General features: G+C 63.2%; 25 protein-coding genes, 1 tRNA gene and 3 pseudogenes. 10 read left to right on the top strand and 19 right to left on the bottom strand.

Going from position 1 to position 22,930, the window contains the following annotated elements:
• The first annotated feature begins 102 nt into the window (after positions 1-102).
• The 5 genes from WC704_RS08945 (at position 103) to WC704_RS08965 (ending at position 3,996) form a co-directional block, all read left to right on the top strand.
• The gene (locus WC704_RS08945; protein WP_372889584.1) at positions 103-471 is read left to right on the top strand and encodes a hypothetical protein; all 369 of its coding nucleotides are present in this window, start codon (positions 103-105) and stop codon (positions 469-471) included.
• Positions 471-1,610 (top strand): glutathionylspermidine synthase family protein, encoded by a 1,140-nt coding sequence (locus tag WC704_RS08950; RefSeq protein WP_372889875.1) that lies wholly within the window; start codon positions 471-473, stop codon positions 1,608-1,610. The genes WC704_RS08945 and WC704_RS08950 overlap by 1 nt, the downstream gene beginning before the upstream one ends.
• Before the next feature lies 1 nt (position 1,611).
• Entirely contained in the window at positions 1,612-2,079 is a 468-nt protein-coding gene (locus tag WC704_RS08955; protein WP_372889585.1) for an OsmC family protein, read from the top strand.
• 215 nt (positions 2,080-2,294) lie between these two features.
• Entirely contained in the window at positions 2,295-3,026 is a 732-nt protein-coding gene (locus WC704_RS08960) for an IS1595 family transposase (RefSeq protein WP_372889586.1), read from the top strand.
• Between the two features lie 190 nt (positions 3,027-3,216).
• Positions 3,217-3,996, top strand: coding sequence for a hypothetical protein (locus WC704_RS08965; protein WP_372889587.1), 780 nt, complete (start codon positions 3,217-3,219; stop codon positions 3,994-3,996).
• Between the two features lie 95 nt (positions 3,997-4,091).
• Here WC704_RS08965 and WC704_RS08970 read toward each other — a convergent pair whose 3' ends face one another.
• From WC704_RS08970 to WC704_RS09000, 7 genes and pseudogenes are all read right to left on the bottom strand, one after another.
• A complete protein-coding gene (locus WC704_RS08970; RefSeq protein WP_372889588.1) occupies positions 4,092-4,487 on the bottom strand; it encodes a hypothetical protein in 396 nt (131 codons plus the stop codon).
• A 53-nt stretch (positions 4,488-4,540) separates the two neighbouring features.
• Positions 4,541-5,179, bottom strand: coding sequence for a ribosome biogenesis GTP-binding protein YihA/YsxC (gene yihA / locus WC704_RS08975; protein WP_372889589.1), 639 nt, complete (start codon positions 5,177-5,179; stop codon positions 4,541-4,543).
• 154 nt (positions 5,180-5,333) lie between these two features.
• A complete protein-coding gene (gene yidC / locus WC704_RS08980) occupies positions 5,334-7,091 on the bottom strand; it encodes a membrane protein insertase YidC (protein ID WP_372889590.1) in 1,758 nt (585 codons plus the stop codon).
• Positions 7,092-7,110: 19 nt separating this feature from the next.
• Complete coding sequence (yidD, locus tag WC704_RS08985) at positions 7,111-7,323, bottom strand: membrane protein insertion efficiency factor YidD (RefSeq protein ID WP_372889591.1); 213 nt, start codon at positions 7,321-7,323, stop codon at positions 7,111-7,113.
• 121 nt (positions 7,324-7,444) lie between these two features.
• A pseudogene (gene rnpA, locus WC704_RS08990) lies at positions 7,445-7,756 on the bottom strand (ribonuclease P protein component); the annotation flags it as partial.
• 38 nt (positions 7,757-7,794) lie between these two features.
• Positions 7,795-7,929 (bottom strand): 50S ribosomal protein L34, encoded by a 135-nt coding sequence (gene rpmH / locus WC704_RS08995; RefSeq protein WP_010162954.1) that lies wholly within the window; start codon positions 7,927-7,929, stop codon positions 7,795-7,797.
• Positions 7,930-8,031: 102 nt separating this feature from the next.
• The gene (locus WC704_RS09000) at positions 8,032-8,340 is read right to left on the bottom strand and encodes a hypothetical protein (protein WP_372889592.1); all 309 of its coding nucleotides are present in this window, start codon (positions 8,338-8,340) and stop codon (positions 8,032-8,034) included.
• A gap of 107 nt (positions 8,341-8,447) precedes the next feature.
• Between WC704_RS09000 and WC704_RS09005 the strand changes: the two are divergent.
• Positions 8,448-9,170, top strand: a pseudogene (locus WC704_RS09005) (magnesium chelatase domain-containing protein); the annotation flags it as partial.
• A gap of 102 nt (positions 9,171-9,272) precedes the next feature.
• Here the strand turns inward: WC704_RS09005 and WC704_RS09010 are convergent.
• Entirely contained in the window at positions 9,273-10,304 is a 1,032-nt protein-coding gene (locus WC704_RS09010; RefSeq protein WP_372889593.1) for a hypothetical protein, read from the bottom strand.
• Entirely contained in the window at positions 10,256-10,483 is a 228-nt protein-coding gene (locus tag WC704_RS09015) for a DUF6471 domain-containing protein (protein WP_372889594.1), read from the bottom strand. The genes WC704_RS09010 and WC704_RS09015 overlap by 49 nt, the downstream gene beginning before the upstream one ends.
• 106 nt (positions 10,484-10,589) lie before the next feature.
• Between WC704_RS09015 and WC704_RS09020 the strand changes: the two genes are divergently transcribed.
• A complete protein-coding gene (locus tag WC704_RS09020) occupies positions 10,590-11,543 on the top strand; it encodes an IS1595 family transposase (protein WP_372889595.1) in 954 nt (317 codons plus the stop codon).
• Here the strand turns inward: WC704_RS09020 and WC704_RS09025 are convergent.
• From WC704_RS09025 to WC704_RS09035, 3 genes are all read right to left on the bottom strand, one after another.
• On the bottom strand, positions 11,540-11,884 hold the full coding sequence (locus WC704_RS09025) for a DUF2335 domain-containing protein (protein WP_372889596.1): 345 nt from the start codon (positions 11,882-11,884) through the stop codon (positions 11,540-11,542). The two genes, WC704_RS09020 and WC704_RS09025, sit on opposite strands and share 4 nt — an antisense overlap.
• A 103-nt stretch (positions 11,885-11,987) precedes the next feature.
• Positions 11,988-12,251, bottom strand: a complete 264-nt coding sequence (locus tag WC704_RS09030) for a hypothetical protein (RefSeq protein ID WP_372889597.1) — start codon at positions 12,249-12,251, stop codon at positions 11,988-11,990.
• Positions 12,252-12,523: 272 nt separating this feature from the next.
• A complete protein-coding gene (locus WC704_RS09035; protein WP_372889598.1) occupies positions 12,524-12,958 on the bottom strand; it encodes a hypothetical protein in 435 nt (144 codons plus the stop codon).
• 68 nt (positions 12,959-13,026) lie between these two features.
• On the opposite strand from WC704_RS09035, the pseudogene WC704_RS09040 reads away from it, so the two are divergent.
• A pseudogene (locus WC704_RS09040) lies at positions 13,027-13,818 on the top strand (ATP-binding protein); the annotation flags it as partial.
• A 6-nt stretch (positions 13,819-13,824) separates the two neighbouring features.
• Here WC704_RS09040 and WC704_RS09045 read toward each other — a convergent pair.
• Entirely contained in the window at positions 13,825-14,748 is a 924-nt protein-coding gene (locus WC704_RS09045; protein ID WP_372889599.1) for a hypothetical protein, read from the bottom strand.
• Between the two features lie 539 nt (positions 14,749-15,287).
• Between WC704_RS09045 and WC704_RS09050 the strand changes: the two genes are divergently transcribed.
• Positions 15,288-15,372 (top strand) — tRNA-Leu (locus WC704_RS09050).
• A gap of 4 nt (positions 15,373-15,376) precedes the next feature.
• On the opposite strand, the gene WC704_RS09055 is transcribed toward WC704_RS09050, so the two are convergent.
• Positions 15,377-17,236 (bottom strand): ABC-F family ATP-binding cassette domain-containing protein, encoded by a 1,860-nt coding sequence (locus tag WC704_RS09055; protein WP_372889600.1) that lies wholly within the window; start codon positions 17,234-17,236, stop codon positions 15,377-15,379.
• A 78-nt stretch (positions 17,237-17,314) separates the two neighbouring features.
• Here WC704_RS09055 and WC704_RS09060 point away from each other — a divergent pair, with 78 nt between their 5' ends.
• A complete protein-coding gene (locus tag WC704_RS09060; protein WP_372889601.1) occupies positions 17,315-17,767 on the top strand; it encodes a GreA/GreB family elongation factor in 453 nt (150 codons plus the stop codon).
• Between the two features lie 4 nt (positions 17,768-17,771).
• Here the strand turns inward: WC704_RS09060 and WC704_RS09065 are convergent, their stop codons facing one another.
• From WC704_RS09065 to WC704_RS09085, 5 genes are all read right to left on the bottom strand, one after another.
• Positions 17,772-19,082, bottom strand: coding sequence for an ATP-binding protein (locus WC704_RS09065; protein ID WP_372889876.1), 1,311 nt, complete (start codon positions 19,080-19,082; stop codon positions 17,772-17,774).
• 46 nt (positions 19,083-19,128) lie between these two features.
• Positions 19,129-19,848 carry a response regulator gene (locus tag WC704_RS09070; protein ID WP_372889877.1) on the bottom strand — a complete coding sequence of 240 codons (720 nt, stop codon included), beginning with the start codon at positions 19,846-19,848 and terminating at the stop codon, positions 19,129-19,131.
• Between the two features lie 87 nt (positions 19,849-19,935).
• Entirely contained in the window at positions 19,936-20,388 is a 453-nt protein-coding gene (locus WC704_RS09075) for an EF-hand domain-containing protein (protein ID WP_372889602.1), read from the bottom strand.
• 136 nt (positions 20,389-20,524) lie between these two features.
• A complete protein-coding gene (locus tag WC704_RS09080) occupies positions 20,525-21,301 on the bottom strand; it encodes a thioesterase family protein (RefSeq protein WP_372889603.1) in 777 nt (258 codons plus the stop codon).
• Positions 21,298-22,824 carry a class I adenylate-forming enzyme family protein gene (locus WC704_RS09085; protein ID WP_372889604.1) on the bottom strand — a complete coding sequence of 509 codons (1,527 nt, stop codon included), beginning with the start codon at positions 22,822-22,824 and terminating at the stop codon, positions 21,298-21,300. The genes WC704_RS09080 and WC704_RS09085 overlap by 4 nt, the downstream gene beginning before the upstream one ends.
• Between the last annotated feature and the right edge of the window lie 106 nt (positions 22,825-22,930).

The raw sequence follows: 22,930 nt of genomic DNA on the forward strand, positions 1-22,930 counted from the left end.
GCGCGGCGAATGCGCTGGTTCGGTCGGCGCTGCGGCGCCGGATTCGCTATTCGGGCGATGTGTGGGCTCCTATAGTCGATGGAACAGCGGAGTTTCAGACACATGGCCAGGCGCACGTTCGACCCCAAATTTCTGCCGATTACCAGCGCGGTGGCGACCGCCTTGCTTGCGGGGGCGTGCAGCCCGTCGCGCGATGTCGCCAATGCCGATGTCGCGGTGTGTCGTGATGCGGCTGGTCTTCGCACCGACGATGCCAAGTGCGTGCGCAGCGGCGGTGGGCATGGTGGCGGCGGGGCTGCCTGGTACTTTCTGTCGCGCGGAAGTGTCGTCCCGCAACCGGGGCAGGCGGTGGCGGGCGGTTACACGACGCCGCGTGCAGGCGTCGGCTATGCGCGCGCCTCTTCGGCCACGGTGTCGCGCGGCGGTTTCGGGATGAGCGCACGCGGCTTCGGCGGCGGGGTGGGCGAGTGATGCGTCGCACCGATTGCAGCCCGCGCCGCGACTGGCAGGCGCGGGTCGAGGAATTGGGGCTCGTTTGGCACAGCGTTGGCGGCCAGCCTTATTGGGACGAAAGCGCCTGCTACCGCTTTTCGCTTACCGAGATCGAGACGATCGAGCGTGCCAGTGCCGAGTTGTATGAGATGTTCCTCGCCGCCGGGCAGCATGTGCTCGACCACGAATTGCTCGGCGACTTCGGCATTCCCGCTTTCTGCCACGATGCCATTCACGATTCGTGGAATGCCGAGCCGCCAGCGCTCAATTTCGGGCGGTTCGATCTGGGCTATGACGGCTCCGGGCCACCCAAACTGTTCGAGTTCAATTGCGATACGCCGACTTCGCTGGTCGAGGCGGCGGTGATCCAGTGGGACTGGAAGGAAGCGGTCTTTCCAAGCCACGACCAGTATAACAGCCTGCACGAGGCGCTGATCGCCAAATGGCGCGACATCGCGCCGTCGCCGGGGAGCAGCGCGCTCTATCTGGCGCATGTCGCGGATGCGGCGGGGGAGGACAGCGTTACCACCGCCTATCTCGCCGACACGGCGCGCGTGGCGGGGATCGATACGCGGCTGATCGAGCTGAAGGATCTGGGCTGGGATAGCGCGGGACGGCGCTTTGTCGATCTCGACAACGCACCGATCGATGCGATCTTCCATCTTTATCCGTGGGAATGGCTGGTCAATGAACCGTTCGGGCGCGATCTGGTCGAAAGCCTGAGTAGCACGCTGTGGATCGAGCCGATCTGGAAGATGCTGTGGAGCAACAAGGCGATCCTCGCGGTGTTGTGGGAACTGTATCCCGGCCACCCCAATCTGCTGGAGACGCGGCGCGTGCCGCTGGCGGGGGATTATGTGCGCAAGCCGTTGCTGGCGCGCGAAGGGGCGAATGTCACTTTGGTGAAGGGCGGCGCGACGCTGGCCGAGACCGGCGGTGATTATGGCGAGGAAGGCTTCGTCTATCAGGTGCTGTACGATCTGCCCGGAAGCGGCGAACAGCGCCCGGTGCTCGGCGCGTGGATCGTCGATGGCGCGTCGGCGGGGATGGGGATTCGCGAGGACGGGCCGATCACCGGCAACACCGCGCGCTTCGTGCCGCACATCATCGAAGGGTAACATGGCCGAGCACCAGTACACCGCGCGGATCGCCTGGACCGGCAATCGCGGCGAGGGGACGCGGCAGTATCGCGGTTATGACCGGACGTGGCAGATCGTGACGCCGGGCAAGCCGGTGATCGAGTGTTCGAACGATCCGCTGCTGGGGGGTGATCCGGGCCTGCCCAACCCCGAGGACCTGCTGCTGGCGACACTCTCGGGCTGCCATATGCTGTGGTATCTGCATCTGGCGAGCGTCGCCGGGGTGGTGGTGACGGGCTATACCGACGATCCGCTTGGGCTCGGCGACAGCGCGCCCGATGGGACGGGGCGGTTCGTGAAGGCGGTGCTGCGGCCGCGGATCGAGCTGGTCCAGGGGAGCGATCTGGCGGCGGCGGATGCGATCCATGGCCGCATCCACGCGCATTGCTTCATCGCGCGATCGGTGAATTTTCCGGTGGAATATGCGGCGACCTATATCGAGCGGTGATCCGGTGCGCGCGACTCGGAAGGTAACAAAAGTAAGGCAGCGTCTTCTGCGGCGCGCGACGAACGGTGGTTGTCGGGCGACGAGGTGAGCGGCGCGGACGATATGGACTTGAGAAAGAGCGTTGGCCAACGGTCTCAGAAAGTCGGCGTGTAGGACAGCTCTGTTGTGCACCAACCTGCCTTGGGGTTTGCGGCGATTGCCGTGAAAAATTCACCGTGCGTACCGGCACCGTCATGGAGCGCTCACACGTTCCGCTGAACAAGTGGCTGCTGGCGTTTCATCTTATGGCGGCGTCTAAGAAGGGCATGTCGGCTAAGCAAATGGAGCGCATGCTGGGCGTCACCTACAAGACGGCTTGGTTCCTCTGCCACCGTGCGCGCGAAGCTATGGCGGGTGCGGCTCCAACCGGCCCGCTTGGCGGTCCTGACGCCATTGTCGAGGCTGACGAAACCTACGTCGGCGGCAAGGCAAAGAACCGCGCGACCCGCGCGCCAGCCCCAAAGAAAGCGGTTGTCGCACTCGTCACCCGCGACGGCATGGCGCGTTCGTTCCATGTCGCCAACGTCAACGCCGCGACCCTCCGCCCGCTTATCGTCATGAACGTTGACCGCGCCTCGCATTTGATGACCGATGAAAGCCACGTCTACACTCGCGTAGGCCGTGAGTTTAACGGTCACTCGGTCGTCAATCACAGCGCCAAAGAGTACGTCGCAACGGGCGGCTTCAAGCACTCCAACACGGCGGAACACTTCTTCTCGATCTTTAAGCGCGGCGTGATCGGCACGTATCACCATATGAGCGAGGCGCATCTCGCTCGCTACTGCGCCGAGTTCGACCTTCGGTACAACACGCGCAAGATGACCGATGGCGAGCGCGCATCGGCAATGCTCAAGGGTGCCGAGGGCCGCCGCCTGACATACCGGCGGACTGACAAACTCGCTGCCTAACTACGTGCCGCCCCGCCAGATCGGGTCGCCACGCAAGCGACGCTAAGCCTTTTTGCAAGACTCACCCCGTCCTTTCCGCATAGCTTCATGCGGCTTGGGCGGGGTTGTAAGCGCGTAGCGCAGAGCGGCCTCGCGTCGAGCTATCGTCTCCGCTTCGGTGTAGGTTTCGGCGTCTTTATCTGGAATTAACATGGTTAAGGAATATCCCACCAAAATAACCACTTCCTTCACTTTCCAAGGGGGAAGCGGCGATGTTTCGAGTGTTTGGCGAGCGTCTTCGCCGACTGCAAAGGTAACTGAGACCCTGACGATAGGAAAGCCGCCCAAGCCCGATAAGGTTACCGTAAACGAGGACGGGACAGTAGATTTCAGCTTCACCGCTTGGCCAGGACCAGACGAAGCAATCGAGTACGGAAGCCTTGCTGCGATGCCGATTCCTGCTGATGTGGCCCTCTATGTCGGGAGGGTAGTGCTGCACTGTGCCCTGTTGGAAAACGGGATAAAGGCCACTCTCGAAAAGCTTTGCAACATAAATAAGACGACGCTCGACTGGCGAAAACTCTCCAAATTTCGGTTCTTGATAACCCGTGTGATCGCGGAAGCCGACATTCTGGCAGGGGATGCGCCGATAGCTTCCAGTCTCATTAAGGAAGCGGCGGAAAGCTCTAGGGGGCTCCACAGGAGTAGGGGCAACGTCGCACATGGGACGATCGAATTACAAATAGGAGGCGGCGAATTTTGGCTGATTGCCACCGGCAAATTTGGACCGGAAAAATTTACCGCGACGACTCTGCGGGACTTGGCACTACGAATGTCTCGGGCGTTATTCGAATTGACAACAGCGCTCGATCCTGACGACCATGCCGACCTAAGGTCATCGCACGAAATACAGTTTTTACGAGATTCTCAGGTCAGCAATCATCCGACTGATCCCAGTCGTGCCAAGCCGCCACACCCGCCTCAATCATAGGGTCAGTTATTTCAACAATCTGAGCACCGGCCTGTCCCCGCCCTTCAAGCTCATCCGCTTGTGTAGTTAAAGGCATATTTGCCCCTGTGGGCCGGTCAGCGCGAGCGGCGGGGCCAGTTATATTGGCTGTTCTCGAAGGAAATGACGGCACCGGCATTGTCGCCGAGCGGGATCGCGGCGGTGCCATAGACGCCGCGCGTGCCGTTCGAGCCGATCATCGCGCCGATCTCGCCGTGAATGCCGGGGCCGCCGCTGCCGGGGCGCTCGCCGCGCGCGGCGGCGGCGCTTTCCACGGTGTTGCTGTTCAGGATCGCGTCGCGTTCCCGGTCGGACAGGCGGATCGTGTCGCCTGAGCTAGGCTGCGTCGTTGCGGGGACCGGGGTGGTCGGTGTCGTCGTGGCCTGCTGGGCGAAGCCTGCCGCCGGCAAACATGCGGCGCTGACCGCGACGGCGGAAAGGAGCAGCAGAGCGGGGCGGATCGGACGAGTCATGGCATCACTGTAGCGCAGATGTGGGTGATCGCCAACGTGCGCCGAAACCCCGCTTAGCTGGTGACCGCCTCGATCACCGCCGCGCGCAGTTCGGGGATGCCGAGGCCGGTTTCGCTCGACGTCACCAGAATCTCGGGGTGCGCCGCCGGGCGCTTGCGCGCTTCGTCGGCGGTGGCCTGGGTGACCTCGACCAGCTCGCTCGCCTTGATCTTGTCGGCCTTGGTGATGACCATGCGGTAGCTGACCGCCGCCTTGTCGAGCATCTCCAGGATGTCACGGTCGACATCCTTGATGCCGTGGCGCGCGTCGATCAGCACCAGCGCACGCTTGAGCACGTCGCGCCCGCGCAGGAAATCATTGACCATGAAGCGCCACTTCTTGACCAAATCCTTGGGGGCCTTGGCGAAGCCGTAACCGGGCATATCGACCAGGCGGAACGCGAGCGGATTGCCAACGTCGAAGAAGTTCAATTCCTGGGTGCGCCCCGGCGTGTTGGAGGTGCGCGCCAGCGAGTTGCGCCCGGTCAGCGCATTGAGCAACGACGACTTGCCGACGTTGGAGCGCCCGGCAAACGCCACCTCATTGACCGTCGGCTCCGGCAGATATTCGAGCGTCGGGGCCGATTTCAGGAAAGCGATCGGCCCGGCGAAGAGCTTGCGCGCGGCTTCCACGTCTTCGGGTTCAAAAGGCATCAGATCCTCCCCGGCACGGGGAGGGGGACCGCGACGCGCAGCGGCGTGGTGGAGGGGGCGTGCAACGGACGGAGCGCTTGTGGCGCGCCCCCTCCACCATTCGCTGAATGCTCATGGTCCCCCTCCCCATGCTGGGGAGGATTGGTAACGGCGTTCACTTCTTCACCGCCGGCTCTTTCAGCGCAGGATGGCGCGCATAGAGCAGCCGCTGCTGCGCGACGGTCCAGAGGTTGGAGGTGATCCAATAGACCTGCAGGCCGACCGCGAACGGGGCCATCACGAACATCAGCATCCACGGCATGATCGCGAAGACCTGTTTTTGCGCTTCGTCCATCGGCGCGGGGTTCAGCTTGAACTGGAAGTACATCGACACGCCCAGCAGCACCGGCACCACGCCAATCGCGAGGAAGGACGGCAGATGGTAGGGCAGATAGCCGAACAGGTTGAGGATCGTCGCCGGATCGGGGGCCGACAGATCGTGGATCCAGCCGACGAACGGCTGATGCCGCATTTCGATCGTCAGCAGCAGCACCTTGTACAGCGAATACATGATCGGGATCTGGATCAGCGTCGGCAGGCAGCCCGCGAGCGGATTGACCTTCTCGGCCTTGTACAGCGCCATCACTTCCTGCTGCTGGCGCGTCTTGTCGTCCTTATACTTCTCCTGAATCGCCTTCATCTTCGGCTGGATCGCCTTCATCGCCGCCATCGAGGCGAACTGACGCTGCGCGACCGGGAAGATCAGCGTGCGGATGGTGACGGTGAGCAGGATGATCGCGACACCGAAGTTGCCGATCATGCGGAACAACCAGTCGAGATATTTGAAGATCGGCTTTTCGACGATTTCGAACCAGCCCCAGTCGATCGCCTTGCCAAAATGCTGGACGCCGAGACGGTCCTCATAGCGATCGAGCGTGTTGGTTTCCTTGGCGCCTGCAAAGAACTTGGCGGTCGAGACCAACGCCTTGCCCGGTGCGACGACGCGCGGGGCGAGCGTGAAATCGCCCTGGAACACGTCACCGGTGGCGGCATGGAAACCCGCGCGCACCGGGGCACCGCGATCGGGGATGACGGCGGCGAGGAAATATTTGTCGCCGAAGCCGAGCCAGCCGCCGGTCGAATTGAAGAAATTTTCGCCCGCTTTGGCCGAATTGCCCCAGATTTTGCCGAGGAAGGTCGCTTCCTTGCCCTTCAGATTGTCGAAGGTGATGTCATAGGTGGCACCTTTGTCGAACACGCCGATCGGGCCGATATGGTTGGTCCAGGTATCGGCCTCGGTGCCGATGCCCGCCCGCGAGACGAGCGCATAGGGGCGCAGCGAAATGGGGGCGGGGCCAGCGTTGGTTACCGTTTGGCGCACCGTGAACATATATTTGGCATCGACCGCGAAGGTCAGCGCGAAGCGTTGGCCCTGCTGGTTGTCCCAATACAGCGTGACCGGAGTGGCGGGGGTCAGCGTGGTGCCACTGGCGGTGAACAGCGTATCGCCATTGGGAACGGTGACGCCGTCGCCATTCCAGCCGAAGCCTGCGAAATACGCATCCCTGGTGCCGCGGGGCGACAGCAGGCGGATTGGCGGGGAATTTTTGTCGATCGTTTGCTTGTATTTGGTCAGCGTCAAATCATCGATCCGCGCGCCCTTCAGGTTGATCGAGCCTTGCAGATCGGCGGTCTGGATCGCCACGCGCGGGGTTTCGCGGCGAACGATTTCGAGATCGCGCACGCGCGTCGCGTCGGTTGCGGCGGGGCCACCGCTGGGTGGCGCGACGACCTGGCTCTTGCCATCGACCATCTTGGTCGCCGGCCGATTGGCGGCGTGCGGGAAATAGCGCGCCGACAGGTAATTGCCGCCGAGCAGGATGATCGCGGCCAGCACCGCGAACAGGATGAAATTCCGGGTATCTTCTTTCACGCGGGTGTCTTCCGTTCGATCAGGGCACTGGATCGGGTCCGTACCCGCCCCAGGGATGGCACCGCGCGATTCGCTTGGCTGCCAACCACCCGCCTTTCACTGCGCCATAGCGGCGAAGCGCGGTGATTGCATAGGTGGAACAAGTGGGGTCGTAGCGACACGATGGCGGCAGCACCGCCGAAGGGCCGATTTGCCAGCCGCGTACCAGCAGGATGAGGAGGCGAGTCAGCACGACGAAGCGTCTGTATGACCGTTCGCCCTGAGCCTGTCGAAGGGCCCCAGCCGCACGAGCGCCGATGCGTGTTGCGAGGTGTGCTTCGACAGGCTCAGCACGAACGGAGTGGTGTGGTCGCTCACCGCGCCGCCTTCGCCAATGCTTTGGTGAGTTCGGCGCGCAATGCGGCGAAATCGCGCTCGATTCCGCCGTTGCGGCCGATCAGCACATGGTCGGCACCGGGCACGCCCTTTTCGGGCAACAGCTCGCGCGCAAGAGCGCGCAACCGCCGTTTCATGCGATTGCGGACCACGGCGTTGCCGATTTTCTTGGTAACGGTGTAGCCGACCCGCATGGCGGGATCGCCATCACCGCGAGCCCGCACTTGCAGGACGAATCCCGGCATGGGTGCGCGCTTGCCCGCATTCGCCGCGAGGAAATCCGCGCGGCGCGTGAGCGTGCGTAGGTCGGGAGGCCCGACGGGTACGCTTACGCCGAGAGCTTCTTGCGACCGCGATTGCGACGCGCGCGAATCACGTTGCGACCGCCCGGGGTCGCCATGCGCGAGCGGAACCCGTGGCGGCGTGCGCGCACCAGATTGCTCGGCTGAAAGGTCCGCTTCATCGTTCATTCCCTAAAATTCTGCACAGGGGCACGTCGAAATAGAAAATGGCCGCCACGAGGACGGCCTTGAAGGTGCGCGCTTACCGATGACGTGCCGGAAAGTCAACGCGCGTCCTGCGTCGTCGTGCGCTCGGCACCGCGCGCAGCCTTGTCGCGCGCCCGGCGTCTTGCCGCGCTTTGGCGGCGCAATCCCATGTCGGCATAATGGCCGAGTTTTGGCCAGCGACGCTTGGCGGTGGCGAAATGCTTTTTGGCGCGGTGTGAGTTTTGCAGCACCAGCGCCAGCCCTGCTGCAAACACGAAAACCCCGCCGGGCCCCGGAATCGCGCCGACGACGGGCGAGAGAATCACCAGAACGATGCCGCCGGAAAACAGGCCGGTACGGATCAGAGGATTGCGCGACGTCATCATCGTCATCGCATGTGGGGCGGGTGTCTTGTTTGCGCAAGACGCCGCCCGGCGCCGGTTCCCTCCGCCGGAAAAGGCGGTATGCTTCACCCGCATCCGGGGGAACACAGATGGCAGCGAGCGTATCGACGGTGGCGTATCTCGGGCTCGAGGCGCGCGCGGTCGAGGTGCAGGTGCAGTTGATCCCCGGTCTGCCCGCCTTCAACGTGGTCGGGCTGGGCGACAAGGCGGTGGCGGAAAGCCGCGAGCGGGTGCGCGGCGCAATCGCAGCGATGGGCCTGGCGCTGCCCCCCAAGCGAATCGTCGTAAATCTGTCGCCTGCTGACCTGCCCAAGGAAGGATCGCATTTCGATTTGCCGATCGCGCTCGCGTTGTTGGCGGCGATGGGGGTGGTCGATGCCGAGACGCTGAGCGATTATGTCGTGGTGGGCGAGCTTGGGCTCGATGCGCGGATTGCGCCGTCGCCGGGTGTGTTGCTGGCGGCGCTGCACGCGTCGGAGCGGGGGATGGGGCTCATCTGCCCGGCGGCGCAGGGTTCCGAGGCGGCGTGGGCCGGGCAGGGGGTGCTTGCGGCTCCCGATATCCTGTCGCTCATCAACCATTTCAAGGGGCACGGACTGTTGAGCGAGCCCTTGCCGGGCGATGCCGACAATGGCGGCGGCGGACCGGATTTGCGCCAGGTCAAGGGGCAGGAAACCGCCAAGCGCGCGCTCGAGATCGCGGCGGCGGGCGGCCATAATTTGCTGATGGTCGGGCCGCCCGGCGCGGGCAAGTCGCTGATGGCATCGTGTCTCCCGGGCATTCTCCCACCGCTTGATGCGAGCGAGGCGCTCGGCATTATGTAGTAAACGCACCAAGGGCGATGCGTCTGCAATCACGCGCGGTGACGTATGATGCCGTTTAGCGTGTCTCTTTTTTTATCGGCGCTGTTGGCGCTAGGTGGCGGTATTCCAATGGGGAGTTATGGCGGGAATCTGTTCGGTCAAGTTTTTACCTGTAAGGGTTCGTTGGAAGTTGGTAAAATACTGGTTTCCAAACGCATCGCTGTACTGAATTTGACCCTCAATAAATATGCTAGCCGTGCCGTCGATTATATCAGAGTGGACCGCGCGCAGACCCAACGCCCTGCAATCCATTTTGCGTTCGGTTGCAGTGGGCATATCGGCGAAGTGTACGGCAACAATGGTTTCAAGATCAGCTTTGGGTCTATCGCTCCAATACAAGCCAGGAACCGCGTGAGCCAGCAATCTCACAGTTTTAGCGGGGCTTTGCCCATAATTTTTTATGGTGACCATGAAATCCATATAGTCGCCAACTTCGTCAGCCATCCAACTGTACAGGGTAGAAAAATCGCCTACCACGGCTTCTGCATAGACGTATGGACGAAGCTGTTTCTGCATCGCCTCTCTGGCCAAAGCGTTAGCTTCGGAAGCGTTGCGAGCAGAACGTGCGGCGTTTATCGCCCCGCTAGCTGCGGCGTCGGCATTACTTCGAGCGGCAGCGAGAGCGTCCGCAGCCAATTTGCCGCTTTCGACAGAGTCGGCTTTGGCGCGCTCGGCTTCATCGTGAGCAAGATTGGTAGCCCGCCGCTGTTCCCGAAAGGTCGTCCAGACCAAAGCTACACCGATCGCGCTCAGTGCCATCCCTATCAGGGCTGCTCCACCCATGATCTGCGTCCACCAAGCCGTAACTTTCTGGGCTGCAAGGTCTTGCTCGCTACGCTGATTTTCGCGTGCGGAGGCTTCAGCCTTGCTTACGCAATCTTTCTGGAGTTTCAGCGCAAGCCGGGGGCAGGCTTGGCTTATTTCGCGTTCGGCCTGCCGTGCATAATACTCGGAGGCGTCGGTTGCGCGGCGTTCATATGAATGACTTACAGAAACCAGATCGGCGATTAGCAGCCATAACGTCGGTGCCGCGACTAACCATCCGACAACCGCAATGATGATGCCCCGATAGCTTCTAAGCATTGTACGAGAAACACCGCTGTAAATTTTCCCCGCGCCAGCTTGTTCCTGATATTCGGCTCTGAGTCCACCACACCGATTGCGGCCAGCTTTTCCACAAGCTGTGCATAGGTCACGCCCCGGCGCTTCAATTCGGCTTTCAGCAGCCCCTTAACTTTCGCTTCCCATTCCGTATCAGCCACAATAGCACTCCATTCGTCGCATATGCCCTTATATGCGATACGTTTGCACTTGCATAGAGTGCATCCATGCCACTATATCCGATGCATAAGCACTGGATACGATTACATGGCACAGCATTTCCTCCTTTCCGCAGCCGCCCGCACTTTGAGCCTCAAGCAGGTTTTCAAGATGGGCGAGGATGCTGCTTACGAAGCGTTCCGCGCGATGCGCTGGCCGGATGGCGAAGCGACGTGCCCGCGTTGCTGCTGTGCCGAGACGTATTCGATCACGACCCGCAAGCGCTTCAAGTGCGTTGGTTGCCATCACCAGTTCTCGGTTACGTCGGGCACCATCTTTGCCAGCCGCAAGCTGTCTTTCACCGATCTGTTGGCCGCGATCGTCATTTTCGTGAACGGCGCAAAGGGCGTATCGGCGTTGCAAGTCAGCCGCGATCTGGACGTGCAGTACAAGACGGCGTTCGTTCTCTCGCACAAGCTGCGCGAGGCGATGGCCCTTGAAGCGCAGGGCCGGATTCTGGACGGCGTTGTTGAGGTCGATGGCGCTTACTTCGGTGGCTACGTGAAGCCCGCCAACGTGAAGGCTGAGCGCGCCGACCGCCGCACCCGTCTCGCGCAGTCGGGTAAGCGCCAGTCGGTTATCGTGATGCGCGAGCGCCAGGGCGAAACCCTAACGTTCGTCGGCGCGAAGGAATCCGAGGGCGTTGCACTGGTCGCCAAGCACGTTGATGCAACCGCCACGATCCACGCCGACGAAGCCTCGCATTGGGATGTGCTGCACGCCCGCTATGAGACGTTCCGCATCAACCATAGCGAGGCGTATTCGCTCAACGGCGCTTGCACCAACCAAGCTGAGTCGTTTTTCTCGCGGCTCCGTCGCGCCGAAGTCGGCACGCATCACCATATCGCAGGGCCTTACCTGTACGCCTATGCGGGTGAAATGGCTTGGCGCGAGGATAACCGCCGCGTTGCCAATGGCGGGCAGGCTGCGATGGTGACGCGCGCCGCTATGGTGTCACCGGTTTCGCGCAAGTGGGCGGGGTACTGGCAGCGACGTGCTTAGTCTTTATCTTTTTCACCCCTACCCCGCACAAGGACCCCAACGGTTCCAAGTGCCCCTGTCCCCAAGAATGCCCCCGCAAGAATTTGAAGCCCTAGATAAGCACAAATTATCGCGCCAATAATAAGTGCGAGCAAAGCAATAAACCCGTATCTTCTCGCTTCTTTCATGTCTGCAATATCGCCGCCAATAGCGATATTCTGAAGCTCTTGATTGTGAATCAATTGCCCCTCTGCCATTTTTATTATTCGGTCGGCGGAGCCTGGGCATATTTCTTCATATTCGCGAAGATGTTTCGGATGCGCGATGGGTCCAGAAAACCTTTCCGACGTAACCACGCTCATTACCTGAGCAACGACCTGTGCTCTTTGGTCGCGCGATACGACCCCGCTGATTCTTCGCGCTATCTCTTGCGCGAATCCGTCGCGAGTAGCGGGTTCGCCTGTATCAGTCGGCAATGAGCTTTTTGTCGGAGGTTTTCCCAATTATCTTCGCTTCCGTTTTACTTGCGTTATTTAACGCAGAGCTAACGGCTTTCCATGCGGCGTCAACCGTCGCATCGATAGAGAGCGTACGGCTATAGGACGATGGCGTAAAAAAACCGGCAGTGGCACCAAAGCCATCCGCCAAGCCTTGCCGGAACGCTGGCGAGCGAAGGCGCATGCCAGCACTGGCTTTTCTGCCGCTTTTTACGGGGCTATATGCGTTCATTAGACCCTCCTTGGTCTCTGATTTCAGCTTTTACACTTGGTTGATGAACGAAGCATGGCGCTGAAATTTCCCCACAGGTTGGGGAGATTCCAATATAGAGGGTAGAATGTGGCCTTAGCAAGGTCGATAAGCCCGATAACGTTACCGGAACCACACTCCACTCACTTCTCGGACCATATTTAACTCCAGTGAAAAAGCCTCTCCTCCCCACCGCATTCCAGATCGAAGCAGCCGCAATCGGAGGCCTTATGCTGCTGGCGCTAGCGATCGGCCTAGCGGCATATCTCCCATAGCTGCCAAAAACCTGCCTCGCCCTCGGTAGAGCGCGCAACACCCTTGTCCCGCTGCGTCCGTAGGGCACAGGCAACCCGGCGTGTCATGCTGTTGAGGGTGGCTGTGGTGGCCTGTAGCCCGCGCTCGACCACCATGCGCTCCGCTATCTCGCGCGTCGTCATGGGCGCGCGTGCGGTGCGCAGGATCGACAGAACAACCCGCGTCATTTCACCGCGCTTCGACCAATCCGCAGGCGGGCGGAACACCTTTGATCGTATCGCCTCTACGGCCACCTCGGGAGCGACGATGCGCAGGGTTGCGTCTATGCTCGCTAGGTTCTCAGCCAACACGCGCAGCCGCTCTTGCGTCCGTTCCAGCTCGCCCGCAATTTCGGCCCGCTTCGCGACAAGGCCCGTTACCATGTAGTCCGTCATATGGCTACCTTAGCCATCGCTGGCGATTACGTCTGCACTGCGGTTGGTGCAAATGCTACATAATGCCGGAGGCGCTGGAAGTATCGATGGTGGCAAGCGTCGCCGGCACGCTGACCGGTGGCCGGTTGACCCGCGCGCGGCCCTATCGCGCGCCGCACCATTCTGCGTCGATGGCGGCGCTGGTCGGCGGTGGATTGAAGGTCAAGCCGGGCGAGGTCAGCCTCGCGCATCTGGGGGTGCTGTTCCTCGATGAACTGCCGGAGTTTCAGCGCGCGGTGCTCGATTCGCTGCGCCAGCCGCTCGAAACCGGAACGGTCAGCGTCGCGCGTGCCAATGCCCATGTTACCTTTCCGGCGCGCGTGCAATTGATCGCGGCGATGAACCCGTGTCGCTGCGGGCATCTCGGGGATGCGGCGCTTGCCTGTTCGCGCGCGCCGCGTTGCGCGGCGGACTATCAGGCGAAGGTGTCGGGGCCGCTGCTCGACCGCATCGACCTGCATGTCGAGGTGCAAGCGGTCAGCGCCGCCGATCTCGTCCTGCCGCCACCTGGCGAGGGATCAGCCGAAGTTGCGGCGCGGGTTGCGGCGGCGCGGGCGATACAGACGGTGCGCTATGCCGATCACCCCGTGCGCACCAATGCCGAGGCGGATGGCGCATTGCTTGATACCGTCGCCACTCCGGATGCAGCAGGGCGCACATTGCTGGCGCAAGCGTCGGAGGCGATGCGGCTGTCGGCGCGCGGCTATACCCGTATCCTGCGCGTCGCGCGGACCATCGCCGATCTGGCGGGCGTGGAGACGGTCGGGCGACTGCACGTGGCGGAGGCGCTGAGCTACCGTCGCCAGGCCCCGCGCAACTGAGCGGCCTTATTCGAAGGCGAGCAGCGGCGGTTTCCCGTCAAGATAGCAGTGTGTCGGATCATCGAAGCGGAAGCCGCCGGGCCCGAGTCGGCGCAGTACCTGCGCGACATGGGCCGCAGCACGTTCGCCGCCAACGATCATGATGTCGGAGGACAAATGCGCGCTGGTTACCAGAACGCCCTGCCCGGCGCGCATCAGCTTGCCCGATGCGATTGCGGTCTCCACTTCGCGCCGAACGGTTGAATAACTCATCCGCAATGCCCGTGCGAGTGCGGCGATTGCGACCGGCTCTCGCACATTTTCGGGCGGCGTTGTGGTGGCGTCGCCGTAACGACGGCTCAGCACCGGGTCGAGCGTGATCTTGCGCGCGGTCGCCGTCGCCACGGCGTTCACCACCACCATTTCCAGCCAGTTGGCATAACCATCGCGGATATAATCGAAGGGGGCGAGCACGAGGTCGATCGCTGCGGCGATCGTCGCATTGGGATCATAAAAACGGTCGCCGTGACACGGCGGCAGCGGGATGTCGGCGCGCGCAAGATCCTCGATCACGCTGACCATCCGGTCGTGCAACGACCGCAGCAACGCGGCAAAAGCGGGCAACGCCAGCGTTTCGTTGCGAACGATCACCCCGTGGCGGGCGCGTTGGCAAATCTCGTCGCGGATCAGTGCGTGAACGTGGCGACGTACCGTCTCGAACGGGCGGGCGAGCGACATCGCGACGGCGTTGATGCTGATGCCATCGACATGGGCCTGCGCGGTCGATGCAAGTCCATTGGAGAAGGCGCGCAAGCCGCAACTCTCGCGCAGGATCATCAACAGGAAAATCGCGCGGTCGAACGCGATTCGCCGCTGGAGATGCTCTTCCAGCACGCACACCACATCGCGCCCGCACCCCAATTGCATCTCGCTGATGAGGCGGCCGATCATCCGGCTGCCTGGCCGTGCCGTCCGTTCTGGCCCAAAATCCCGCACCGATTCGATTGCCCCCCCGCAATGCGCAAGTGCTCTTACCCGATTTGACCAAGTGCAGCACGCGAAGTTTATCAATTCGGGTAACAATCGAGTAGAATGGCCTAAGCTACGCCGTAACGCTTCTCGCTCGATGGAGGAGAAAGCGAATGTTGGGGGCTATCGACGCGCACGAGGATATCTTTGCCGCGTTTGATGGTATGGCGGTAGAGATACCGCAGAATCTTTTGCCGGGGACCGCGTTACGCCATACGCGCGAGGCGATGGGGCCTCGATCCACGATGTGTCGCGGAGGCGGTCCACGCGCAATATCAGATATTGCAAGTGCCGACGCTGGAGGAGGCCCCTAATGCGGAAGTTCTGCCGCGTCGCGGATTCGCGCCGACACTGGTGTTGGCCCTCATCGCCGTCGGCGCGGGGCTGCTGGTAATGGCATGGGTTATGCGCATCCGGGGTTGATGTCCGGCGCGGTCGCGGCTAACAGCACCGTCCACGCTGCGGGTGTGGTGAAATTGGTAGACGCGCGGGACTCAAAATCCCGTTCCGCAAGGAGTGTCGGTTCGACCCCGACCACCCGCACCATCTGTTACGCTGGCGTCAACTCCAGCGTCTCGCTGATCTCGAACCACACGGCCTCAGCCGCTTCGAGCTTCTTCGAGATCTGCGCGTGCTGCTTTACCAGGTCTGCGGGCGTGAGCCGGGCAAGCCACGCCTCGGCGGTGCTGGGATCAAGCATCGCGCGGTCGATCGCGTCGCGCTGCTTGGTCAATTTCGCGACCAGAGCTTCGGCCTCATGCGCGCGCTTTTGCAGGGCGACCGCTGCCGCGCTCAGTTGCGGCTTGTCGTCCTTCTTCGCGGCCTTGGCCTTGGCGCCTTCGCCGCCGCCATCGCCTGCCAGCACAAAGGCGATATAATCCTCCATGCTGCCGGCATATTCCTTCGCGGTGCCGCCATCGACCAGCACGAGCCGGTCGGCGGTGAGTTCTACCATGTGGCGATCATGGCTGACCAGGATGACCGCGCCGTCATAGGCATTGAGCGCTTGCACCAGCGCCTCGCGCGCATCGACGTCCAGATGGTTGGTCGGCTCGTCGAGGATCAGCATATGCGGCGCGTCGCGCGTGATGAGCGCGAGCGCGAGGCGGGCGCGTTCGCCACCCGAGAGTTTGCCGACCTTCTGGGTTGCCTTGACGCCCGAAAACCCGAAGCGGCCGAGTTGCGCGCGCACCGCGCCCGGCGTCTTGCCCGACATCATGCGCGTCATATGTTCGAGCGGGGTGTCGTCGCCGTCGAGTTCCTCGACCTGATATTGCGTGAAATAGCCGACGCGCATCTTGCCGCTGGCGTTCATCGCGCCGTCCATCGCGGGCAATTGCGCCGCGAGCAGGCGCGCGAGCGTGGTCTTGCCGTTGCCGTTGCGGCCCAAGAGCGCGACGCGATCATCGGGATCGATCCGCAGATTGAGCCGCTGCAGGATCGGCTTGTCGGCATAGCCCACCGCCGCCATATCGAGCGTTATCAGCGGCGGGCGCAGTTCTTCCGGCGAAGGGAATTCGAACGACAGCGTCGGGTCTTCGACCATCGATGCGATCGGCTGCATCTTCGCCAGCATTTTCTGGCGGCTTTGCGCCTGTTTCGCGGTCGAGGCGCGCGCGCTGTTCTTGGCGATATATTCGCTCAATTTGGCACGCTGCGAATCCTGCGCGGCCTTGGCGGCGGCGAGCTGGGCAACCCGCTCGGCGCGTTGCCGCTCGAAGCTGTCATAGCCGCCGGTGTAGAGATGGACCTTGCCGCCTTCGAGATGAAGGATGGTGTCGACGACATTGTTGAGCAGATCGCGTTCATGGCTGATGACGACCATCATCGCCGGATAGCTTTTCAGGAAATTTTCGAGCCACAAGGTCGCTTCGAGATCGAGATGGTTCGAGGGCTCGTCGAGCAGCAGCAAATCGGGCTCGGAAAACAGCAAGGAGGCGAGCGCGACGCGCATCTTCCAGCCGCCCGAATAGCTGTCGAGCGGGCGACCCTGCATTTCCTCGTCAAAGCCGAGGCCGACGAGGATGCGCGCGGCGCGCGCGGGGGCGGTATAGGCGTCGATCGCGGTCAGCCGGTCATAGACGGCACCGAGGCGATCGGGGTCCTGGCAGGTTTCGGCCTCGGTCAGCAACGCTGCGCGCTCGGTATCGGCGGCGAGCACGGCTTCGATCGGGGTGGTGGTGCCGCTCGGCGCTTCCTGCGCGATATAGCCGATGCGGGTGCCGCGCGGCATCTCGATCTCGCCGAGATCGGGTTCGAGCTGGCCGATCATCACCTTCATCAGCGTGGACTTGCCCGCACCGTTGCGCCCGATCAGGCCGACGCGGCTCTTGGGCGGCAGTGCGGCGCTCGCACCGTCGAGGATCGCGCGCCCACCGAGGCGCACCGTGATACCATTGATATTCAGCATCGGCGGGCCCTAGCAGATTGTTGCGTTGCACCCAAGTGTCGGCCACGGCGTTCTGTAACAAACCGTCTGGAGAGCCGCATGAGCGTCGCCTTCCGTCGCGAAAGCGATGAAGAACATCTGGAACCCAAGTTCGAACGGCCGATCGCGCCGGGGCCCAACCTCGTCACGCCGCGTGGCCTCGCGCTGATCGGGGCAAAGGTGATCGAACTGGAAGCTGCGGCGGCGAGCGCAGCGGCGGTGAACCGCGACGCCGTCCTGCGCGAACTGCGCTATTGGCATACCCGCCAGACCACCGCAGAAGTGGTAACGGCGCCGCGCGCGGGCGTTGTCGGCATCGGAAGTCGCGTTACCTACCGCCTTGCCGGGGCCGAACGCACGGTCGAAATCGTCGGTGGTGACGAGGCCAATCCGGCGGAAGGCCGCATCGGTTTCCAGGCCCCGCTGGCGCGCGCGCTGATCGGCGCGGAGGTGGGCGAATGCGTGGATTTTGCGGGGAAGGACGAGGCGGTTGAAATTATGGCGGTGGCCTGACCGCTCACCGCACCAGCGTGATCCGCGCGATCAGTCCGCCGCCGTCGCGGTTTTCGAGGGCGATGTCGCCGCCTGCCTCGCGGACGATCGCGCGGGCGAGTGCCAAGCCAAGGCCGATGCCACCCGTCTCCTTGTTGCGCGAGGTTTCCAGCCGGGTGAACGCCTCGAACACGTCGCCCAACCGGTCGGCGGGGATGCCCGGTCCGCGATCGCATATCGCGATCGTGGCGGCTTGCGCGGTCGCGGTCAGGGTGACCTCGGCTGCTCCGCCATATTTCAGGGCATTTTCGATCAGGTTGCGCAGTGCACGGCGCATCAGCGATGGGCGGAGCCGTATTTGCAGGCGACCGGCCTCTTCGAAGCTAATGGGATGGTCGAGATCGCGGAAATCCTCAACGACGGCATCGACCAGCGCCGCGAGATCGACCTCGGTCGGCGGTTCGCTCGGGCGACCAAGCCGGGCGAGCGACAGGATGTCGTCGAGCGTGCGGTTCATTTCGGCGATGGTGTCGGCCATCTTCGCGCGGTCGGTGTCATCCTCAACCGATTCGATGCGGACGCGCAGCGCCGCCAGCGGAGTGCGCAGATCATGGCCGATTGCGCCGAGCATCCGGTCCTTTTCATCCAGCATCGCCGTTACGCGCAGCCTGAGCGCGTTGAACGCCACGATCACGTCGCGCACGTCCTGCGGGCCGCTCTCGACGATCGGTTCGGTCGCGGTGCCAGGATGGAAATCGCGCGCGGCGGTGGCCAGGCGGCGCAGCGGGCGCGAAATGCGCCGCCCGGCCCAGAGCAATGGCACCAGCACGACGCCGTAAAGAATCGCGGTCTGCGCGAACAGGCGCCACAGGATGATCGAATTGTTGCGTGACCAGGCAAGGTTGATGACCAGCCATTCCCCATCGGGCCGCTCCACCGCGATGACCAGTTCGGCCCCGGCACGCAACAGTCGCTCGATTCGGGCCTGGCTGACATAGCGCAGACGCGGATCGTTGGGTGAAATCGGGATGACCTGCGTTTCAATGCGCTGCACTTTGACCCCGGCATCGATCAACGCCGCGCGCAAGGCTTGCTCGATTTCGGTCAATCGCTCCTTGCCCGGCGGAATCGGGGAGGCGGGCAGCAAGCGCGTGCGGCTCCACGTGCCGCCAGCGCCGATCTTCTTACCCGCGGCAATCCGTTCGTCGGCATCGACGATGCGCGTGACGGCGGGGCCCGTTGCCTGATCGAGCCGCGCCTGGCGGCGTTCCTGCAGCAGCAGCCCGAAATTGATCGCTTGCGCGACGAACAGCGCCACCGCGATCAGCAGCGCCATCTGCCCGGACAAGTTGCGCGGCAGGAACCTCACGGACGCGAAGCCGTCACAGCCGTGTCACCTCGGCCGCCAGCGTATAGCCGCCGCCCCACACGGTCTTGATGAGGTCCGGCGTTTTCGGATCGGCCTCGATCTTGCGACGCAGGCGGCTGACCTGATTGTCGATCGCGCGGTCGAAGGCGGCGGCTTCGCGCCCTTGTGTCAGGTCGAGCAATTGATCGCGGGTCAGCACCTGGCGCGGACGGGTGACGAGCGCGTGGAGCAAGTTATACTCGCCGGTCGACAGCGGCACCGATACGCCGTCGCGATCGACCAGGGTGCGCTCGCCCGATTTCAGCACCCACCCGGCAAAGGCGAACGATCCGCTTTCGGGGGCATGTTGGCGCACCCCGCCGGCGGCGGCGCGACGGAGGATGACCTTGACGCGCGCCGCCAGTTCGCGTGGCGAAAACGGCTTCACCACATAATCATCGGCACCCATTTCGAGGCCGACGATGCGGTCGGTTTCCTCGGTGCGCGCGGTGAGGAGGATGACGGGAATCTCGCCCGTTTCGCGAATATGGCGCGTGAGCGACAAGCCATCCTCGCCCGGCATCATGATATCGAGAATGACAAGGTCGATCGCATAGGCCGTCATCCGCGCGCGCGCGCCTTCGGCGTCGGCGGCCTGGGTAACGCGAAAGCCTTGTCGCGTCAGGAACTGGGCGAGCGGCTCGCGAATCGAGCGTTCGTCGTCAACCAGCAGCAGATGCGGTGTATCCCCCATAACATCGGTGTTTAGCATGGCGCGCTACTCTTGGAAGAAGGGGCCGGGCGAGCGGGGGGTGAACTCGCCCGGCGACCGGGCCGGAGGTTAGTGGCCCGGATTGGGGGAAGAAGTTGGTGCGGGGGCGATCGCATCGGCGGGGTCCGCGCGGTGCCGACCGGCAAATTTGCGCGCGCGCTGCGTCCAGGTCTCCCGCTCGCTCTTCGAAAGCTGGCCGTCGCCATTGGCATCAATGCGGGCAAAGCTTTTGTCGGCCAGCGCCAGATACTCGGCGCGGGAAATCTTGGCGTCGCCATTGGCATCAGCGCGATCGAGCAGACGTGCGCCAGAGCCAGTGCGCTCGTCGGCGGTGAGAAAACCGTCTCTATTCTTGTCCATTGCGTCGAAACGCGCGCTCGCTCGTGCGGTCGCTTCGGCCTTGGAAATCATGCCGTCGCCATTGGTGTCGGCGCGCGCAAGGCCTCCTCCTTCCTGCGCAACCGCAGCGGCGGTCGCGAGAGCAGCAACGGTTGCTGCAGTGAGGATGCGCGAAAACATCATAACGAAACTCCTGATGCTGCCCGACGGGCCGGTTGATGAGGAGGGTTATGCCGGGCAAGCTGTCGCGCCACTATGCCGGAAAGCGCGGCAAACTGTCGCAAACTGTCGCAAGCGGCGGACGCCTGTCGTGCCGCGCTCAGCCGAAGATCGCGACGCTTTGCATACCCTGTGCGATCGGCACGCCATCGGCGTTCCACAGCATCATCGTCTGGCTCGATCCACCGTTGACGGCATGGCGAGATTCGGCGGCCAGCAACCACCAGCCGTCGCGCGTTGCCGGGGTGGGGGTGAGCAGGTTGACGATCCAGGTCAGCGAGCTGAGGGGCGCGGGTTGCTTGTCGAGCAATTTGAACGCGGCGGGCGGCAGCGCGTCGGCCAGCGCCATCACCTCGACCATCGGGTCGATGTCGGAGGCATCGCGCAGCCGCGCCCAGCGCAGCCATTCGGCCTCGCCCGGTGCCTGTTCCTTCAGGTCGAAGAAGTTGAAATTGCCGGTAAAGAAGCCGTCGGGGCCGGTGTAGAGCCTGGCATCCTGGGCAGGGGGAGTGACCGCGCTCTGCAACCCGCCGCTGAGCGCGATGCGGGAGGGCTGCTCGGCCATGAACACGAAGATCGCGCGATAGCCGAGCCCCGCTTCGGACACGATATCGGCCTGGATGAAGGCGGCGGTGCGCCCGCGGCGCAATTTGGTCGCGGTGACCGTGACCGCGCCCGCAAGCGGCCCGATGAAGGAGACTTGCGCCGATCGCAGCGGTGGCAAATCGGGCTCGATACCTTGCGCGGCGTGCAGCGCCAGCGCGCTCGACAGGCCACCATAAGCGGTGCGCCCTTGCAGCCAGTCGGCGGGAATTTCGGTGCGGAAGCCACCTTCGACCGGCTGCGCGGTGGAGAGGATCTGGTGGATCGGGGTCACAGCGCATTCTCCGCCAAGCGATCGCGCAAGTCGCGTTTGAGCACCTTGCCGATCGCGCTGCGCGGGAGTTCGGCAATCGCGTGGAGTGCCGCCAGACGCTGGGTCTTGCCGAGTTGCGCATTGGTCCAGTCGAGGATCTCGGCGATGTTGGCGTCGACCCCGGTGTGCGGCACGTAAAAGCCGACCGGGCTTTCCCCCCATTTCTCGCTCGGCACGCCGATGACGCTGCAATCGGCGACGGCAGGGTGGTGGGCAAGCACCGCCTCAAGATCGGTTGGATAGATGTTGAAGCCGCCCGAGATAATCAGGTCCTTCTTGCGGTCGAGCAGGGTTAGGAAGCCGTCGGCATCGAAGCGCCCGACATCGCCGTGGCGGATGAAGCGGTTGGCATCGGCATCGAACCATTCGGCGGCGGCGGTGGCGTCCTTGCGACCGTGATAGGCGGTCATCATCGCTGGGCTGCGGCCAACGACCTCGCCCATTTCGCCCTGCGGCACCTCGCGACCGTCATCGTCGATCAGGCGGATGTCATGCCCTTCGATCGGGCGACCGACGGTGTGGAGCTTGTCGGGAAAGGCGTTGGCGATCAGCAGGCAGGTGCCGCCGCCCTCGGTCATGCCGTAATATTCGACCAGCAGCCCCGGCCAGCGCGCGACGACATCGGCCTTCAGCGCCGCCGGGAACGGGGCGGAGGTGCAGGTTTTGAAGCGGAAGCTCGACAGGTCGAAGCGATCGAAATCGGGCAGCGCCATGATCCGCTGATATTGCACCGGCACCAACATGGTGTGCGTCGCGCGGTGGCGTTCGGCGAGCGTCAGATAGCCGCGCGCGTCGAACTTCTTCATCAGCACCACCGCGCCGCCCCAGCCGAGCGTCGGCAGCACGCTGACCAAAGTGGTGTTGGAATATAGCGGCGTCGCGATCATCGTTACCGCGTCGGCGAATCCGGCGGCTTCATTGCGGTTGATATGTGCCCAGCGCATCGCGTGGCTCTGCACGATCCCTTTGGGGACGCCGGTGGTGCCCGAGGAATAGATGATGTTGAAGCCGTCCTCAGGGGTAATCGTGACCGGTGTCGGCCGCGCACCAACGGGGGCGAGCCACGATCCCAGCGATTTCAGATGGACGAGCTTGCCGGGAATATGGTGCCCGGTCAGCGCGCTTGCCGCCTCGGCATCGACGAAGGTGATGGGGGCCGCGCAATCGGCGATCATCGCGACGATGCTGTCGGGCGTGCCCGAGGGGGCGAGCGGGGTCGCCACGCAGCCGGCGCGCAGCGCGCCGAGAAAGATCGCGACATAGTCGATACTCGCGGCGGCGACGATCGCGACCGCGTCACCCTGCCGCACGCCATCGCGCTGAAGCGCGGCGGCGATACGGTCGACCAGCGCATCGAGGCTGGCATAATCCAGCTCGCCGTCCGCCTCGGCCAGGGCGACCTTTTCACCTTGCTCGGCGGCATGCGCGCGGATCAGGTCGGGGAGGGTAGCGAAGTCACTCGCGAGCAGTTCGGCAGCGGTCATTAGAAGCGGTCTCGGCAAGTCTCAATGTTCGATTCGCTAGAGGATGAAAGGGTGAAAGGCCATACGCGATCTTCGAACGATCGAAATCCTCCCCGGAACGGGGAGG

The sequence above is a fragment of the Sphingomonas sp. genome, assembly GCF_041661885.1.
Lineage (GTDB): Bacteria > Pseudomonadota > Alphaproteobacteria > Sphingomonadales > Sphingomonadaceae > Sphingomonas.

Excerpts from the sequence above, each read along its gene's own strand:
- WC704_RS09030 (WP_372889597.1), bottom strand. The coding sequence starts at position 12,251 with ATGAACGCATATAGCCCCGTAAAAAGCGGCAGAAAAGCCAGTGCTGGC.
- WC704_RS09010 (WP_372889593.1), bottom strand. The coding sequence starts at position 10,304 with ATGCTTAGAAGCTATCGGGGCATCATCATTGCGGTTGTCGGATGGTTA.
- WC704_RS09020 (WP_372889595.1), top strand. The coding sequence starts at position 10,590 with ATGGCACAGCATTTCCTCCTTTCCGCAGCCGCCCGCACTTTGAGCCTC.
- WC704_RS08945 (WP_372889584.1), top strand. The coding sequence starts at position 103 with ATGGCCAGGCGCACGTTCGACCCCAAATTTCTGCCGATTACCAGCGCG.
- WC704_RS09075 (WP_372889602.1), bottom strand. The coding sequence starts at position 20,388 with ATGATGTTTTCGCGCATCCTCACTGCAGCAACCGTTGCTGCTCTCGCG.
- WC704_RS09000 (WP_372889592.1), bottom strand. The coding sequence starts at position 8,340 with ATGATGACGTCGCGCAATCCTCTGATCCGTACCGGCCTGTTTTCCGGC.
- WC704_RS09085 (WP_372889604.1), bottom strand. The coding sequence starts at position 22,824 with ATGACCGCTGCCGAACTGCTCGCGAGTGACTTCGCTACCCTCCCCGAC.
- WC704_RS08955 (WP_372889585.1), top strand. The coding sequence starts at position 1,612 with ATGGCCGAGCACCAGTACACCGCGCGGATCGCCTGGACCGGCAATCGC.
- WC704_RS09045 (WP_372889599.1), bottom strand. The coding sequence starts at position 14,748 with ATGATCGGCCGCCTCATCAGCGAGATGCAATTGGGGTGCGGGCGCGAT.
- WC704_RS09070 (WP_372889877.1), bottom strand. The coding sequence starts at position 19,848 with ATGGGGGATACACCGCATCTGCTGCTGGTTGACGACGAACGCTCGATT.
- WC704_RS09065 (WP_372889876.1), bottom strand. The coding sequence starts at position 19,082 with ATGGCGCTGCTGATCGCGGTGGCGCTGTTCGTCGCGCAAGCGATCAAT.
- WC704_RS08970 (WP_372889588.1), bottom strand. The coding sequence starts at position 4,487 with ATGACTCGTCCGATCCGCCCCGCTCTGCTGCTCCTTTCCGCCGTCGCG.
- WC704_RS09035 (WP_372889598.1), bottom strand. The coding sequence starts at position 12,958 with ATGACGGACTACATGGTAACGGGCCTTGTCGCGAAGCGGGCCGAAATT.
- WC704_RS09025 (WP_372889596.1), bottom strand. The coding sequence starts at position 11,884 with ATGAGCGTGGTTACGTCGGAAAGGTTTTCTGGACCCATCGCGCATCCG.
- WC704_RS08950 (WP_372889875.1), top strand. The coding sequence starts at position 471 with ATGCGTCGCACCGATTGCAGCCCGCGCCGCGACTGGCAGGCGCGGGTC.
- yihA (WP_372889589.1), bottom strand. The coding sequence starts at position 5,179 with ATGCCTTTTGAACCCGAAGACGTGGAAGCCGCGCGCAAGCTCTTCGCC.
- WC704_RS08965 (WP_372889587.1), top strand. The coding sequence starts at position 3,217 with ATGGTTAAGGAATATCCCACCAAAATAACCACTTCCTTCACTTTCCAA.
- WC704_RS09060 (WP_372889601.1), top strand. The coding sequence starts at position 17,315 with ATGAGCGTCGCCTTCCGTCGCGAAAGCGATGAAGAACATCTGGAACCC.
- rpmH (WP_010162954.1), bottom strand. The coding sequence starts at position 7,929 with ATGAAGCGGACCTTTCAGCCGAGCAATCTGGTGCGCGCACGCCGCCAC.
- WC704_RS09055 (WP_372889600.1), bottom strand. The coding sequence starts at position 17,236 with ATGCTGAATATCAATGGTATCACGGTGCGCCTCGGTGGGCGCGCGATC.